Raw genomic sequence first — 16,385 nt, forward strand, 5'->3', positions numbered from 1 at the left:
TTGGTTTTTAGTTACGGTGCTAAGAGAAAATTGACAATACTCACGGGATCGTACACGGCCGAAACGATGTGATCAGCGCCGGTTGCGGTGCGCGTAAGGATGTAGCCGCCAGCCGCCGTATAAGCCGCCTGAAAATCGAGCATCTGCTGAATGTTGACCGTCGCATCGGCATCACCATGCAACAGATACACCCCTTTTAGATTCGTCAACCTCGACGCATTTATGACCGGATCGCGGTCCAGAAACGGCGCTACCGTCGTGGCCGGATTGGTGATGTAGACAATCTCGTTGACGTTGTAGGTCGTACCAGCGGCATAAGCGGCCGAAGTTTTCCAGACGTAGGGACTGGCGTAGTACGTAGCCGATGGCGATGACCGGCCCCGGTTGATGGGTGTCCAGTAGGCCCGGCTATCGTACTTGGAAGAACCGGCAATCGACACCGAAAGCGGGGCTGTCAGTGAAAGGCTTGTGGCGCCACTGGCTGCCGTCGTCGCTAAAACGATTTGGGATTGCGAGCTGCCCGTACCGCTATAGGTTAAGGTAGTGCCCGCCGGAATCGAAACCGTCAGGGCCGTAACGGGAAGGGAGCTAACCCCCACTGCCTGCGCCGATGAGATGTTGACCGACAGATCCGGCTGCACACCCGTCGCGGCCGTCGTATTGACAAACCAGGTGCCATTTCCAGCATTGATGAGCGTTTTAAACGTCGAACTGGCGTAGGAACTCGACAGACTGGTAACCCCCGAAATGCCCACTATTTTATTGACCTGAGCGGGATTATCGAGCGCATAGGAAAAGCTGTTGAGCAGCCCCATCGACACGCCCACAAAGTTCAGCTTACCCGTTTTGGGGAAAAGGCTCCGCACGACGCGCACCATTTCTTTTCGGGGCACCAGACCGGCCCGACCGCCCCAGGGGCTGCCCAGTGGACCCGACGCCAGGGTTGGCGAATCACCGGTTGAACCGAAGATCAGAAAGCCCGCATCCCAGATGGCGTGAATCGTTGACTGAGCGGATGGCTGGTTTTCGGCGCTGCCTGGGTTGCCGTTCGGATGCTGGTAGAATACCATGTCCGTAACGTCCTTCCCGTAGCTGCCGGGAATGTACACCCAGGGGTTAGCAAAGCCACTTGGATTCTCCTGATAGCAGGATGTATAAAGGAATCCTGGCGGATTGAAGCCCGTTTCCAGCGGTCCATCCAGGGTTCCCTGTTGCACATACAGACTCGTCCAGGCGGACGAGGCACTGGCATTCTCCAGGTAAATCGTGTTGAGCTGATTGGCACTGTTGACCGCTGAGCCAAATACATCGACGCCTGATTGGGTCAGGTTGATGTCGTCGGCTGACGAAGGGACAATAATGCGCGAAAGGGCGCTCTGAAACGTCGGGTTGGCAAAGCCTGATGAATTCGGGAAAATAACGGCAGTCGTGATGTATTTCCCGTCACCCACCACGCTGACGTATCCGGTTGTACCGGCCGGAATGCCCGCCCCACCGTTGTTGCCAGCCGAGTTGAAGACGGTCGAAACGCCCCGGACAAGGTTAACGCCAGCGGTTGAAATGCCCGTTGCCCGAACGCCGATGGCCGTCGATTTGGCATCGTTGGTAAGCTGGAATTTAAGCAGGTTGGCGTCATTGATAACAAAGCCCAGCTGCAACCGAAAGGGCTTGGTTGGGTCGATAGGCTCCCTGAGGCTGATCACCCCCGAACCGGCCGATCCGGACGCGGAGGCAACGAGCTTACCCGCACTCGTCGTTAAACCGGCTGGATTCGACAGATAAACTTGGTAGAAGGCCGGAATCGAAATGCCGTTTCGGGCCTGCTTACTGGAAGCTGTCACCTCATCGGTATGCCTCGAAATGGCCAGTGTGTTGGCATCGATTTTTACCCCGTAAGGTGCCAGCGCATACCCCACGCCCAGGGGCGTTACCTGTTTGGCATTATTGGTCAGCGATAGCATGTCCGGCTGGGTGGCAATTGGTACGCCGGAGGCCGAAAGGCCCGTCAGTTTCGAGCCGTCAACAGCGGGCAGCTTCCCATCTGAGTCGATCAGCAGCAGCTGACTCGGCCCATTAAAACTGTTACCCTGATTGGTCAGAGTGCCCGGTAATCGGGCAAGTCCTATCGTTCCCGATGTAATATTCGAGCCGTTGGTCTGATCGAGGTTCTGTACGTTAGTAAGGCCGACACTGGCAGGGGTCAGGCCCGAAATGGAGAACTGTCCGGATGTGGAGTTATAGACTAAACCCGACGCATTATTACCCGAAAGGGCTAATCGAACAGCCGCCACAAAATCACTAATGGTCGAGGCTGTTTGGGAGCCCGTATGATTCTGTCGTTGCTTAACAATCGCGATAATCGAATCAAGGGTTGATCGATACGTAACGACGTGGTAGTTAACCCGTAGTGTCGAGTCCGGTTTTCCCGGATAAATGATCGACCACTTATCGGTATAAAACCCGTATTTATTCGTGTCGGCCGCTGTCGACCGAAGCTGATCAATCGCCTGCGCATTACTGAGTGAGTTGTTGTAGGCATTGTTAGCCAGTCCATTGGCCAGATCCGCAATCAACCGGGCACTGTCTGCTTTGAAGCGGGCCGTATCGGCTTTCGCTCTGGCCAGCGTTGCCGCCGTCGAGGCAGTCGAGGCATTTGTACCAGCGGTCGTCAGCCCTTGCTGGATTTGCTGAATAACGGCCGTTTGGGAGTTGACAAACGTATTGTAAATCGAGGCATCCAGCTTGGTGGTTTGCAGCGCCTTGATTTTCCCTTCGGTCGAATTGGGACCCGGCGACTGATTTTGGGCATAGCCGACCAGACTCGCTAGTACGAGGAGTATACTCAGAAACTGTTTCATGATGGTTACGGTGGTTATAAACGATTCACTTAAAGCGGGATAAACAACAGGGCGACCTTTCCGGTAAAGGGCAGGCTGATGGAATCAGACAATACGAGCTGACAGACATCAGCGGTCGTTTTGTCGATGCGGACGCCAGACAGTGGCCAGCCTTCGGCATCTTCGCCAATGACGGTGATGTGATACGAGCCTACGGGCAGGTTCATCGCTGAACCGTACCCATGACTAATGGGCGTTATGGCTGCCGTGGGCGTAACGACGGTCCCGCAAACCTTCTCGTTGAGGTAGTTGGAGAGTTTGGCAAAAAACGTCCCATCAGCCGTATCGCCATCGTTCAGCGTGGGTAGTTTGTGAATGTTCATGTTGGCTGTTACGGTTAATTGTTACTGATTGCTCCCACGATAAAGGGTATGGTGTAGGGGACTTTGCGATTGGCGGACGGGATGGCGCCGGTAGGTATGGGTTGCCAGACGCTGCCATCGAAATACTCCAGCACTTCCCCCAGAAACCGGGTTTGTCCCGTTTCCGCCCCTTTGGTGGCTACGTTCAACGAGATGGGTGCTTGCTGATAGGCGTTGATGGTGAGCGTTTGTCCAACAGCCCGGCTGACCGTCTGGCGAAGGCCAAGCAACGCACCCGCTACCACTTTGCGATCATCGAAAAGAATTTCATGGTAGCCCTGCTGGGGATAGCTGCTACTGGCCGAATACGTAATGCTCAGCGCCCGCCCGGTTACCTGAACCAGCGGTTGCAGATCCTCTGCTAGCAGTGGACCACCCGACCGGGAGTAGGCAGTACTGGTGATCACCTCAGGCAGGATAATGCCCTCATCGATGCTGATTAGCAGGGTAAACGCATTGCCCAGATACAGCTGAATATCCAGGGTGGTGACCTGATCCCGAATGATGTTTGCCATGGTCGTTAGTTAGTTGGCTGGACAGTTGCCCGAAGTGCCTTTGATCCAGTAGATATCCGCCTGCGTTTCCTGGCTGTTATCCCCTGAGAAGTTGGGCTTCAGTTGAAATTCCATGATCCGGTTTGCCCATTTCGCGCTTGTGCCAACTGGAATTTCCACGACGTGTACCTGTCCATCGGTCGGAACCGTGAAGTTTATCTTTTGATCGAATGGCTTCTGTCCTTTGGGGAACATGACGGCATCTTCAGACGCGAACGGTATGCCGTGTGCATCGTCCGAAGCAAGAGGCCGGTTTTCGAGTTGTCCGTTTTGTAGCCAGCTAGCTTCCCAGGTCGAACGGTTGCCCGTATACGCCATCTTCACGCAAATCTTCGTATTACTGGCGGCATCCCAGCTGACGCCCGTCCGATCAAGCGACGCCCAGGTTGATTTAGAGAAATACACCCGCCAAAAACCCCGGCTCGAAATGCTGCTTAAGCCGTCGTCCCAAGCGCGTTTGCCTTGCCCCCCGGTCGGAACGTCGCCATACACCGAATACCGCCAGAACAGCCGATCAGGTTGCGTAAATACGTCATCGGGTGAACTGGCAAAGCGATAGGCTGTTTGACACGCTTGCGCCCGAATCTCATCCACCGTACCGACAAACTGCGTAGAGGTATAATAATACGTACCCTGATTGTCGAGTAGCATTTTGGGGTTATCATTCAGATACACCGTGTTGGTGTTTGGGCTGATTCGGTCCCGTTGCGATTCACCCGAACCCAGTTTCTTGATGTCCACCCGGCTAGATGAAAGAATTAAGCCTACTCCTTTTGCCGTTGCTGACGAACCCGGCCCGGTAAGAATAACAAACGGTTCGGTTGGCCGAACTACGTCGGGTCTGCCGCCGTTAACGCCGATCGTAAGCGTGGAGAGTCCACCACCCGCACACGGGTTATTGCCATTATAAAACCAAACTTTATCTTTTCGTTGACCGCTACTACTCTCGTTAGACGAGTTGGTATACAAGCAGTCCCACTCATGCCCATCGTCCCGCAATACGTCCTGCTGTTTGTCGTCGCCACTGGTCTGGGTTAAGTTGGTGGTTAGCTTGTAATGCGACACAATCATTTTACCCACGAAATCCCGCCATGTTTCCAACATAATACCCCTGGCGTACACACCAAGAAGGTTGTAATACACCATCATGGATTTTAGGTAATACCCGCTATTATCGGACTTCTTACCGAAATTGTAGACTAATGGCGTGAGGCCGATTTCGTCACCTAGCCCTGGGTTTCTTCCGGTTCCTAGCAGCAAATCCCCCATACCCGTACCGGGAACCGGGCGGCCGTAGCCAAACTCCGAATTGACGTTATGCGGCCGTGGATTCATGTACAGAAACGGTCCCGAACCATAGCCTACCCCTAACCGAAAACTAGAACCAGACGACGAATAATCACCCGTTGCCGGGTTGATATGGCTATAGTGAATTAACGAGTAGTCGGGTTCGGCCTTGTTGTACAATTTCCAGACCTGGCCCGATAGCCGTCCGCCGGTTGTCCCCGGCCGCTGTTGCCCTAGCGCCACAATCGCACTGACATTCGCCGTTTCAAACGTTATCAAGCTATCCCCTGCCGGAACAGTTGTCGATGCCAGCGGGGTGTAAGTAAACCCGCCGGGCGTATAGGTCGTGTTGGTTGGCGCGGTTGTTGTCGAGCCTGGGTTCGTCGTTGTTGGCCCAAGATTACAACTCGTTACAAAGTCAAGCGAAACCGACGGTTGCCCCGACTGGCCTGCGCTGATATGCTGCGAACGTCCTACTTTTGCGTCGGATGCGTAGGTATTGCTGTAGGTCTGATTCGGTGTTTTAGCTACGTTCCCGTCCGTCATGCCCGGCAAGCTGACGGTAACTAAATCGGTCGTGTTGGGACTGGCAAATCGGTATTGCAGGACGCCTGTATTGCAATCGTAGGCGACAATCTGAAACGTTAACGCGCTTACGTTTGTCGTACTTGGCGGGGTCGTTGTGGTAGAACTTGGCGGTGTGGTCGTGATCGAAGCGCCAAATAGGGCAACGTTATTGACGTTACCCGTCGGCGCAATTAACGAATACTCGAACGTACTGCCAGAACTCTGCTTAAAGGTTAGTTTAAGACTCTTTCCGGCAATGGCGGGTGTAAATTGCGCCATCCATTGTTTGTCGAATGGCGGATAGTTATTGGGACCGGGATAGTAGAACACGCCCGATTGTAAGCTAACATTGCCGGGATTCGTCCCGGTCATGGCCGTACCGTCCGAACGCTCGAACTTAATTTGGCTTATATCTCCGCTTGTTTCCAGAAACAACAGGTTATTGTTTAGCGAATACCGGGCTTTGATATTCGCCGGAACACTCGCCGGATTGGTCAGCGTAAGCGGTAGGCTACCATTATTGACGGCGGCATAAAACGACGCATTGCCTCCGCTTGTAGTTGGGTAAGTCGTCAGATCGCGCCGAACCCAACCGCGCTGTACGCTTCCGTTGGCTAACGTTCGTTTTACCTTTTGCCACCCTTGCGCGTAGCTGGCAACTGATAGCAATACAGTAAGTAGGGACAGTAAGATAATCCGTTTCACGATGGTAAGTTTTATAAGTTACGGTAGGTTTGCACGCCTATTAATCCCTTATACGTCAGGCAAAAAACTAGTACCTGAGTCAGCATCTTCCACCCAAAGGCCGTCTGTATTGCCGCAGTTTTTGGCCGCCCATCCGGTTGTGGAGGCCGGCGAAACGGTACTGGTTAGTGCCATTTGTGCGGCTACCGAAAGGCCGGTAAACCAGATACGTAGCTCGTCGCACGTTTTTTCAGGTCCGTCGTATAAGACAAACTGCGCGGTATCCTGTGGTTCGCCGGGAACATTGGCTACGGAATTGTGAAGGCGAATACGTTGTCTCATGGGGCTACGTTATTTACAATTAGGTTGAAGTCGTCGTAAGCCGTTCCGCCCTTTCCGTCGCTGGCCATTCGGCGTAAGCGTAGGATATACTGACTCTGGGCGGTCGTTGGCGGAGTGCCGCCATAGTTGCCACTCGAAACACTTAACCAGCCCGGCAATGACGAGGTGAACGTTTGTCCTCCGTCATTACTGACCTGCAATGACATGGTGATTGCATCGCCATCGGGGTCGGTAAAGTGATTGCTTGGGTTAAGCGGGTAGCTAAATGATTGCCCCATCGTTGCCACTGTCCACTGCAAGGGCGTATTGAGTATGGGAGCCTGATTGGTCAGCGTTCCAGCGTTGAGTGCCTGAACCGGAAGGGTTAACGGCGTATTGTCGGGCAAGACAAAGCGCAGGGTTAACAGAACATCGGATTCGAGCGTAAACGGAAGGATTTTTGAAACGTACTTGTTGGCCTGGGTCGGGTGCGGACTGACAGCCATTCCGTTCGGGTAAGGTGTGTCCCACCCTATCGACTTAAACCCACCGCTATAGGTGCGCTGCGTTCCGTCTGAAAGATTTTCCTGTACCCAGAAAACGCCCTCCCCTCCACCTTCTAAAAGCTGCGTTGCGCCGGTCGGGAACCGTTGAATCACGTACGCGGAGTTAGTGGTTTGACGGTCAAATGTTATCAGAAATAAATACGCGGCTATCTGTCCAGCTGTATCGACAACCGAACGACGAACCACAAAGGGCGCATTTATCGAACCAGGAATAAATAGCGTTTGAAACGTGTTGTTCGCTACCACTCCCGCCGGTAAGTCCGCTGGAGCCGTACCGTTCCATCCGGTCGTATTATAGGTTAACGTGTCGCCATTATCGGTAAATTCACCCACCGGAAACGCTAGGGTTGTATCGCCAAACTGCGTTACCTCCGTGTCGTTTTGTGGGTTTGTGACCGTTGGCGGCAGGTTTTGCCCCGGCGTTGCGGCTATCTCGTTGTCGTAGCCATCGAATACCCAAACCGGCTGTATTGTCGTCTGAATGCCACACGTTCCCGGCGTGAATACGTTAGCCAAAACGCCTCCTGAGTCAAAATTTCTAAGCTCAATGGTATGAACCAAGTTGTTTTGATAACTCTGTGGAATATCGAAAACCCACCCGATTAGCGCGTTTGCATTGATGCCGTATTGCGCGGCAAGCGAGGGTAAAGTAGCCGTAGCGATTACGTCAGAAACGAACGCGCCATCAATGTATATTTTAGCTTTTGCGGGTGTTGTACTGTCCGCCGGATTGAATAGATACCCCGCAATTTGTGTACAGTTATTAATTGTAATGGCTGCATTGTAGCTAGCGACCTGCCCAGCTAGTAACTGCTTTAAAGCATCCAGGCTTATCTTTTCGACGGACTCTAAGGCGCCATCCTGTTTCCAAACCGAAATGCCTAAGATATTGGAAACAAAGTTCTTTATCTGTCGCTTAAACGATTCCGCAATAATGGGTAGGGTTGTCGCATTGCCGACGTTGGTAACAGCCTGTAAGTTCGGCGTAACACCGCTTCCATGTCCTCCGCCACCCGTACCGTTTTCCTCATCCGGCGAAACGGCCTTATACGTTCCATCTTCCGAGAAAACAATACGAACCAATTCCGGATCGGGTACGTAATCGGGATGCTCGGCCGTTAACAGGTAAACCACACCCGACTGAAAGAAATTATTCGCCTGGTCGCGCGCGAAAACCGGGTTCTCGTACTGCGTCCGCTCGGGATAAATGCCATCGGTACCGATTGGCCCCAGGATGGCAAACGTAAAGCCCCGATTGCCGTAGCCCCCGGTCGTCATTACGATTTTTGCGTCATCAAGTATCATAATTGTGGTGGTAGAGGTAGGTTCACCAGTTTTCGTAATTTGGCCCATACACTCCCCAGCAGGACATCGCCCCTGAGCACATTAGCGCCAATGACGGGTTTGCTCGTCAGCGGGGTAAAGCCCGGCTGGGTGGGTACTACCCCAATGGTCGGTGGCAGGCCAAACTGTTTGAGTTGTTTTAAAAAAAGATCGGTGGGGTTTGTAATAGCCTTATCGGGTGGTGCCACCGGGCTGCCATCATCGCCTTCATTCATCAGAATTGGTCCGTCGGGTGTTTTCCATTCCTTGACGACGGGCGGCAAACCGGTTTTTTCGGTTAGCAGCCGAACGGCCGAAATACCATGCTCACAGTCGTCGACGGTCCATTCCCAGCTGGTCAACAGGGCTTTCCCTAAATCCGGCATGTCATCGACAGCAAGGACCGTCAAGGGGCCAAAGGGCAAATCCCCAAACAAAGTGGCATCCAGGCTTTTCGCTGGAAACATATTTTGAAGGGCGTAATCCTGGGCCAGAATGCTCAGTAGGGTTTTACCCTCGGCAATGCCATGGCCCGGCGCTGCTACGTCCGCATCGGCTTTAAACCACAGGCGGGTGGGATTGTCATTTTTGTGAAACAGCGTACCTACGCGCCGATCGGGTTGTGCCACAGCGGGCACATCCCCCAGCTTAATGCCCAGCATGGCCTGGTTGACCAGTTCATTCGGCCGTACGATGGTTTGCTGGGTGCCGTCCAGATTCAGCCCTTCCTGATCGGTCAGCATGCCAATGTGGGCATATTCGATCATGGGCTGAATGGCTGGATCTTCTTCATCCAGCGCTTCGGCCATGCCCAGATATAAAATAAAGCTTTTAACCCGGTCGATGGCCGGTAGTTCCAGATTGATCGATGCCCAACCGGGTTTAGCTTTTACGTGCCCCGATACGGTATACGTATTATAGGTCAGCGTACCGACTGAATCCGCTTTTTTAAGTTTACTAAAGGCAACCCACTGCCCTCCCGTAAACAAATACGGTTCATCATCACGCGCGACAATGGCCCATAGTTTAGCCGCCCGGGTATTGGTGAGTCGGAACTGACCGGTAATGGTGCGTTTGAAATAATAATTATATTCTTTACTGTCGGTGGGGTAGTTGATGCGGGTCGATACCGAAAACGAACCGTTATCAATCCGGTGGTCGGTACCGCCCAGTATCACCAGCCGTTTGGGATCTTTTTCGGTCCCGGCTCCTGTTACGTAGCGTGAGGTCTGGACAATGTTATTATTAACCCAGCCAACGGGCAACCCAGTGCTATCCACATTGTCAAAACCGGGAATCTGACCCAGATTGCGACCAAAGTCCTGCTCGATGCGAACGCCAGGCTTAATAGATCTTAGGAAAATTTGAGCCCCATCCTCAACCTTCAGACTGCCCGTGAAGCTGGCCTGGGTTGTCAGATTGACAGCCTGATCGAGCGCATCGACCGGTGGATCGAACAAATACACACTGTAATGGCCCCGGGTCCGAATGGTATCGACACTAACGGTATTCCACACGTCCCATTTGCCAATCATTTCCGGTACGCGCAGCGCCCACCAGCGACCATCCAGCTGCGCCAGTACCCCTTCCATGGTGCTTAGGCAGTAGATAATCGCATCATAACAGGAAATAGGATTACCGTTATCATCCAGCAGGATTTCCGCGTTCAACGTGGTCTGGGTAAGCGGATCTTTGCCGACAGGCACTTTCCCGTTTACGGTCTGACCGGCCGACACGTCGGTTACTTCGTAGAGGTTAAAACCTGATATTAAGTGGGACGTTAAATCCGTACGGGCCAGTGCTGTACGGAGCACATGCGACAGGGATACTTTTCCCGCCAGGCGTTTACCATCGGCATCCAGAATGGGCCTGCCTTTCAAGGTTGACAGCCCGCAGGCGGCTGATATCTCAACCGGGTACGGCTTTTTCTGGTAGGACTCCTTTAAATCCGACGGCAACACCCAGCCCTGTCTGAGCAGCGTGTAGCTGTTACCCGAATAGGTTTTGTCGACCTCGATCTGAACCAGCAGATCCCGGTCCGTTTCGACGTAAAAACCCGACGCTTCCCAGCTGTCTTCACACATCAGCTGAAAGGTGAATTTCTGAGCGATGATCGGGCGAAATACGTTACTGGCAGACCCGTCCGTTTCGATAAACAGCGGTCGCTTGCCGGGCAGTACGGTGGTTACCGCACCGGTATAATCCCTGGCCAGAAAGCTGACCCGGTATAAATACGGCTGTCGACCAGCGCCCGTTTTGGGCCAGTCCTGAAATTCATAACGGTAGCGGAGTCCGTAGGCCATTAGCGATAATCATCTAACGTGTCCACGTACCGTATGCCCGAAATGTGCATGTCCTTACCGCGTAGTTTACCGCTAACGGCTATCTCTATACGTGAAGGAATCCGACCGCCTGACTGGCGACCGCCAAAGTTGTCCAGCTCATTTCGCATGACGCTGGCCATGAGTCGTTCCGGTGTGGCAATTTCCCGGTTCAGCGTTGCCCCGGCATATTCCCCGAAAATCCCGACCGAGGTCTGATCGAAAACGCCACCCTTGGCGAATTTCTTCATGCCACCTCCGCTGGCTGAGCTGGCCAGGGCACCGCCGATGACTTTAACGGCTCCGGCCGCTACGTTCAACAGCGTACCAGCTGTTAGCTTCTGTTTACCCTGAGCCACCATGAACGGGTTTAGCGACAGGGCACCCGCTGCAATCAGGGCGGCACCAGCGGCCAGGTTGGCCTGACCGATCTTGGCCAGGTAATTCGACAGAAAGTCAACGGCCATGCCGATAACCCCACCAAACAGAGTTGCCTGCCCAGTCGCTATACCACCGAGGATTTCACCAAACCCCGTCGACATTTCAGCAGCCGTAGAACCCGCAGCGTTCTTAATCGTTTCGCGAAGGGTGTAGTACGCATTAACGATCTGATCCCCTGCACTCTTGATCTGGTCGACCGTATCTTTGAACTGGGGATTGCGCTGGGTACTCAGGCCGGGTAGTTCATTGGCTGCCCGGTCCTGTAAGCCGTAATTGCTAAACAGGTTACGCCGATCGGCTTCACCTTGCATATTCAAACTTACAGCCGACTCGCCAACCGGTTTTAACGTAGCAACTTTTTCAATTTCCCCTTTGACCCGCTTAATCTGCGCTTCAACGATATCCAGTTCATGAAACGTCTCTGCCGGCACCGTAATGCCCAGTGAGCGTTTCGTTTGAATTTCATCATTGATGAGCTTGGCTGCCCGCTCCAGGGTTTGTAAGACGGTATAGGTTTTCTGTAATTCTTCCTTCTGTTTTTTGGTGGAGGCTGTTGCCTTATCAATTTTCGCGCTCAACGCATCGTATTCAGCCTGAAGGGCCGTGGTGTCCTTACCCGCCAGATTGGCGCTCTGAATCGCTTCCTTGAGGGTTTTAAGCCGTTCTTTGGCTTTTTCGATCTCACTCTGTCCCGAACCGGCAAAATCAAGGGCCGTGGCGCCACTGCTGGTCGTGGCCCGTTTGGCTTTTACCGTTACTTCGTTCAGCGTTACCCCATCCGACGCCGATTTAACTCCTTTCAGGGCAATGGCCGCTGAAGATGCCCGTTTGGTCAATCCATCCAGATAGCCGTTTATACCACTGGCAATCCCACTAAAGCCGTATTTGGCTAACGTATCGGCAATCAGACGGCCGACGAAGGTGAACGTGTTGAGAAATAAACCCGTCACGACGTTCAGCACTGACGCAATGATGTTCTGAAAGCCTTCGGCAAACTTGTTCCAGTCGAGGGTTAGTATGCCTGTCAGAACTTTAAAAACGCCACCAATGACACCCACGGCACTGCGAAAAATCAGGGCAATGGAGTTGAACACAAATTGCGTTGTAGCCAGGATGCTTCCTTTCCAGTCGTTCCAGACGGTGATCAGCAAGTCTTTTACGACAGTAAACAGGGACGTTAGTAAATCAAAACTGGACTGGGCCGTACTGACCAACTGCGCGTAAATACCCGTGTCGGTCAGCGTTTTTTTGATGGAATCCCAATTGGCAATGATTAGGGCGGCACCTGCCAGTATAGCGGCTACAGTTAAGCCAACAGGGCCAATGATGCTGCTGATGCCTAGCTTAAGAATCGGTAATAACCTAATCACCGAGCCAATGCCCAGCGCCAACGGACCGGTAGCACCCGCCAGGGCAACTACGCCTAAAATAGCCTGCTGGGTAGTCGCGGGCAGGTTGGCAAAGCCTTCAGCTGCCCGGCCGATCAGATCGCTAACCGAATTGAGTTTTCCGGTTAAATCAAAGATCTTATCCGCCGCACCCGCTACGTTGTAAGCCGCTATTTTGGCCCCATCGCCAAAGTTTTCCAGCGCCGTCAATGGTCCACCCTCAACCCGTTCGACCTTGGCCAGTTCATTAACCAGCGCTTCAATAAATTCCCTGGGACCCTTGCCAGCGGCCTGTAGTTTACTACTAATGGCTTCGCTGTCAACAGTACCAAAAATGTTACTGATCGCTTTAGCGATAACGGGTGATGCGTTGACGATCGGCTTTAAATCATCCCCCAGCACTTTGGCTTTTCCAGCCATCTGCGTAAACTGGGTAATGACCTGACCAAACTCAACTTTGCCTTTCCCACCCAGCGCAATGGCGTTGCCCACTTCGGTTAGATAGCGTTGTGCGGTTTTCGCCTGGTAGCCTAACGTTTCCAGTTGCAGACCAGCGGCTACTGTCTCCTCTAAACCTAACCCCGGCTTTTTGGAGATTTCATAAAACTGCTTGAACTGGGTCGTGGCATCGGATGCCGAGCCGGTCACCGCTTTGAGCCCTCTGACCATACCATCGATTTTGGCATAGGCATTAAAACTCGCTCCAGCGGCCAGCGCTAAAGGAGCCGTGATGTAGGTCGTTAGCGACTGACCAACCGATTTGAGGTTGTTGCCAATATCGGAAATCCGTTTGGCAGCGGCCTGCTGGGCTGCGGCGGCTGAGCGGGCGGCCGCTGCGGCCTGCTGATCCAGCGTTTTCTGCACACGCCCCAGCCCGGCTTCAAACAGTTTACTTTCCCGGTCCAGTGCCCGAAACGATTGGGCCAGCTTGGTGTTGAGGTCCGTATCAAATCTACCCACCGCCTGCCGGGCAGCCTCAACGGCTCCGACAAAATCAGTCGTTGTGGCACTAATGGGTATGTTGGTAGCGGAGACGCCCATCTTATTGATTGAAAAAATCGGTTATGGCCTGCATTTCTTCGGATGAATACCAGGTCTTCATTTTCGGCTTTTTGGTGCGGTTTCTGGCTTTTCTCTGGGGGATCTGATCCAGGTCCAGCGGATAGAGATCCGTAACGGCCAGCTGTTTCCCGTCCTTGGTTTTGGCAATCTGCACGTTCCAGATGGCGGTTTCCAGCCGTCGGAAGGGCATTAAGATTACTTCCTGTTTTCGGCGGTAGGCCGTAACGCGCCGGTCAAACTCCAGGGGCGTCATGCGCCAGAACTGCTTGGTGCTTAGCCCCATTTCGTACGCCAGCTCCAGATGATAATCCCAGAAGGGCTTATAAAATGGTTTGCGCGACTGGGCTGTCAGCCTGCGGGTTATTTTGTGTTTTTGCCCTTGTCGACGGCGACGGCGACTTTTACGGTTTCCTGAAACACGGCGCCGATAAACCCCATGGAATGCTGATAATTTTCCAGAATCGCCCGATTGACGGCCTGACCTGCTTCCATCAGCATTCGGCTAACCTGGCGCTCAGTGGGTAGATTCGACAAATCATTGACATCATCACCGGCTTTGATGGCCAGTAGCGTCAACAGCGGAATCAACCGCATGGGCTCGGCTTTGGTGATTTCGTCAAAGGGTTTGCCGTCAATCGGTTGATTGAGCAGGCTAACAAAGACGTAATCGAAAAATAAGGTGTAGGCAATGCCGCCGAGCGTGAGCGGCATTTGCCCGATTTTAGATTCTTGCATCGTTACGGTATGATTAGGTTAGTGAATTGGGAAATCAATTAGGAAACCGTCGAGGCTACTTCATCGCCAGCCGATTCGAGGGAAATCGAATACGTAGCGATGCCGTCATTGTCGGCCGTCAGCTTGATGTCCTTGATAAAATAGGAACGTGCCCAGTTTATATCGCCCGTAGCCGGTGTACCGAACTTGAAGGGGATCGGGTTTGGGCTGTTGATGTAGCTGCGAAGCTCCGAGTAAGCCACCTGCGCCGATGCCGTTCCCGAATCGTAGATGAAATACACGCCATCCAAAGTAATCGAGGATTGCGCGGGTTTGCCCGATGCGACTTTTCCCGTAAAGCCACGGCAGGAAATGTCGTAAAGCTCCTTGCTTAACGTTTCATCGAATTTGGACATACAGCCGATGGGAACGTAGGTACTGCCCCCTGGCTTCGTCATGGATAAAAAGACCTCTTTGCCCGTTACGGCCGCTTGGGTGCGTGCTTGTGCCATTGTTAAGTTTGTTACGGTGGTTATATAGTTTGTCCGGTAATCTCAAATTCAAGAGCGCGGTTAAGGAGCCGCGTTTGTTCGTTAAAATCATCTGGCGTCTGCTGGCCGGGTTCGATGGTTAAGCGGGCTCCGACACTGATACCGGAGAAATTATCCAGTACGGCCCGAATGGCCTTATCCAATAGCTCCAGCTGATCGTAGCTGTCTTCAGCGACTTCAAAGCCCACTTCCAGGGTGCCTCGAAAGCAGCCCATTGGATTTCGAACGGGCAAAAGTTTGATCCGATCGGTACCGAACCAGATGCAGGGCGTCGGCTGATCCTGCGGGATGATGCCCGGCGTAATGCGGCTGTCAACCAACCCCCGAACGAGGGTATTGTTGTGTAAGAGCGCGAATACAGCAGGTCCAATCATTTACTGGCTCGTTTGACAATGCGTTGTACGGTGGTGATCAGACTGCCCATAAAGCTGCTTTTCACCTGATCGATCACCCGGTTGACGCCCCGATCAATGAAGGCATTGGCCCGCATGCGGATGGTCCCGACCGTGATAAAGTGGGTCCGCCAACCGACCTTTCCCCGTTTTTTACTGACCCCAATCAGGACCCTGACCTCTTCCTTGCCGACGCCATCGACAGCTTTTGCCCGAACATCCTGCCGGGTGGCTCCTCCCCTGCGGTAATCATTCCGACGCCCGCGACTGCGACTCAGTGATACCCGCTGGTGTCCGTCGTGACCCACAGGCGCTTCCTGTTGCACAGCCCGTACGGCCGGTTTGGAAGCACCCACCAAGGCAGCGCCCAGCGTTTTGAAATCCAGCGCCCGGCCTACCCGTCGAAGATCCGCCATCAGCGGTTTTAGACTGGACGAATCGACCTTGATCTGCATTACACATTGGTTCGCCGGGTTTGTAAACTGAGCGCTTCCCGCCGACCGACTTCGGTAACGCCCTCAATGTTATAGATCACTTCCGGGCTGGCCGATTCATCCACAAAGCGCATCATGGGCGTAATGCCGGCCTGATAACGAATGGTCCAGGTTGTGCGGCCGGTAGCGACCATTTGTTTGCCATCCTGAGTTTCGCTAGCCTGCGATTCGTCTTTCTTGGCAGCGGGACCAGACCAGACCGGCGCCCAGCCTTTGGCCGGTTGACCATTGGTCTGCTGACCGCTGGCCTTGGTTTCGATGCGTCCCTGCCGATCCATCAGGCCCGAGAGGTTTCTCATTTTACGGGTGCAGGATCTGCTGATTTTTTCACCTCAACGGCAAAGCCCAGACTGATCAGGTTCATGCCCAGCTTGCGCGAAACGTCTACTTCCTGACCGGTTTCAAACGAAAAGCCGCCGTCAGTATCTCCGTAGCAGGCTTGCAGAATTTTAATTTTCATG

The 16,385-nt window shown here is 53.3% G+C and carries 15 protein-coding genes; all 15 read right to left on the reverse strand.

From position 1 onward, the window contains the following. Positions 1-11 precede the first annotated feature (11 nt). Positions 12-2,858, reverse strand: coding sequence for a hypothetical protein (locus LN737_RS19450; protein ID WP_405511489.1), 2,847 nt, complete (start codon positions 2,856-2,858; stop codon positions 12-14). 29 nt (positions 2,859-2,887) lie between these two features. Further along, positions 2,888-3,220 (reverse strand): hypothetical protein, encoded by a 333-nt coding sequence (locus LN737_RS19455; RefSeq protein ID WP_405511490.1) that lies wholly within the window; start codon positions 3,218-3,220, stop codon positions 2,888-2,890. A gap of 14 nt (positions 3,221-3,234) precedes the next feature. Beyond that, positions 3,235-3,774, reverse strand: coding sequence for a hypothetical protein (locus tag LN737_RS19460; protein WP_405511491.1), 540 nt, complete (start codon positions 3,772-3,774; stop codon positions 3,235-3,237). A gap of 9 nt (positions 3,775-3,783) precedes the next feature. After that, positions 3,784-6,372 (reverse strand): hypothetical protein, encoded by a 2,589-nt coding sequence (locus LN737_RS19465; protein WP_405511492.1) that lies wholly within the window; start codon positions 6,370-6,372, stop codon positions 3,784-3,786. Positions 6,373-6,420: 48 nt separating this feature from the next. Next, positions 6,421-6,693 (reverse strand): hypothetical protein, encoded by a 273-nt coding sequence (locus LN737_RS19470; protein ID WP_405511493.1) that lies wholly within the window; start codon positions 6,691-6,693, stop codon positions 6,421-6,423. Next, on the reverse strand, positions 6,690-8,543 hold the full coding sequence (locus LN737_RS19475; protein ID WP_405511494.1) for a putative Ig domain-containing protein: 1,854 nt from the start codon (positions 8,541-8,543) through the stop codon (positions 6,690-6,692). The genes LN737_RS19470 and LN737_RS19475 overlap by 4 nt, the downstream gene beginning before the upstream one ends. Beyond that, a complete protein-coding gene (locus LN737_RS19480) occupies positions 8,540-10,864 on the reverse strand; it encodes a hypothetical protein (protein WP_405511495.1) in 2,325 nt (774 codons plus the stop codon). The genes LN737_RS19475 and LN737_RS19480 overlap by 4 nt, the downstream gene beginning before the upstream one ends. Further along, positions 10,864-13,752: a tape measure protein gene (locus LN737_RS19485; protein WP_405511496.1), complete on the reverse strand. Its 2,889-nt coding sequence runs from the start codon at positions 13,750-13,752 to the stop codon at positions 10,864-10,866. Before LN737_RS19485 ends, LN737_RS19480 begins: the two co-directional genes overlap by 1 nt. Position 13,753: 1 nt before the next feature. Further along, a complete protein-coding gene (locus LN737_RS19490; RefSeq protein WP_405511497.1) occupies positions 13,754-14,056 on the reverse strand; it encodes a hypothetical protein in 303 nt (100 codons plus the stop codon). A 77-nt stretch (positions 14,057-14,133) separates the two neighbouring features. Continuing rightward, positions 14,134-14,508: a hypothetical protein gene (locus LN737_RS19495; protein ID WP_405511498.1), complete on the reverse strand. Its 375-nt coding sequence runs from the start codon at positions 14,506-14,508 to the stop codon at positions 14,134-14,136. Between the two features lie 38 nt (positions 14,509-14,546). Then, positions 14,547-14,999 (reverse strand): hypothetical protein, encoded by a 453-nt coding sequence (locus tag LN737_RS19500; RefSeq protein ID WP_405511499.1) that lies wholly within the window; start codon positions 14,997-14,999, stop codon positions 14,547-14,549. A 20-nt stretch (positions 15,000-15,019) separates the two neighbouring features. After that, positions 15,020-15,412, reverse strand: coding sequence for a hypothetical protein (locus tag LN737_RS19505; RefSeq protein ID WP_405511500.1), 393 nt, complete (start codon positions 15,410-15,412; stop codon positions 15,020-15,022). Next, entirely contained in the window at positions 15,409-15,885 is a 477-nt protein-coding gene (locus LN737_RS19510; RefSeq protein WP_405511501.1) for a hypothetical protein, read from the reverse strand. Before LN737_RS19510 ends, LN737_RS19505 begins: the two co-directional genes overlap by 4 nt. Next, positions 15,885-16,223 (reverse strand): head-tail adaptor protein, encoded by a 339-nt coding sequence (locus LN737_RS19515; RefSeq protein ID WP_405511502.1) that lies wholly within the window; start codon positions 16,221-16,223, stop codon positions 15,885-15,887. Before LN737_RS19515 ends, LN737_RS19510 begins: the two co-directional genes overlap by 1 nt. Next, positions 16,220-16,384: a hypothetical protein gene (locus LN737_RS19520; protein ID WP_405511503.1), complete on the reverse strand. Its 165-nt coding sequence runs from the start codon at positions 16,382-16,384 to the stop codon at positions 16,220-16,222. The genes LN737_RS19515 and LN737_RS19520 overlap by 4 nt, the downstream gene beginning before the upstream one ends. Between the last annotated feature and the right edge of the window lies 1 nt (position 16,385).

Source organism: Spirosoma sp. KNUC1025 (assembly GCF_045160025.1).
Taxonomy (GTDB): domain Bacteria; phylum Bacteroidota; class Bacteroidia; order Cytophagales; family Spirosomataceae; genus Spirosoma.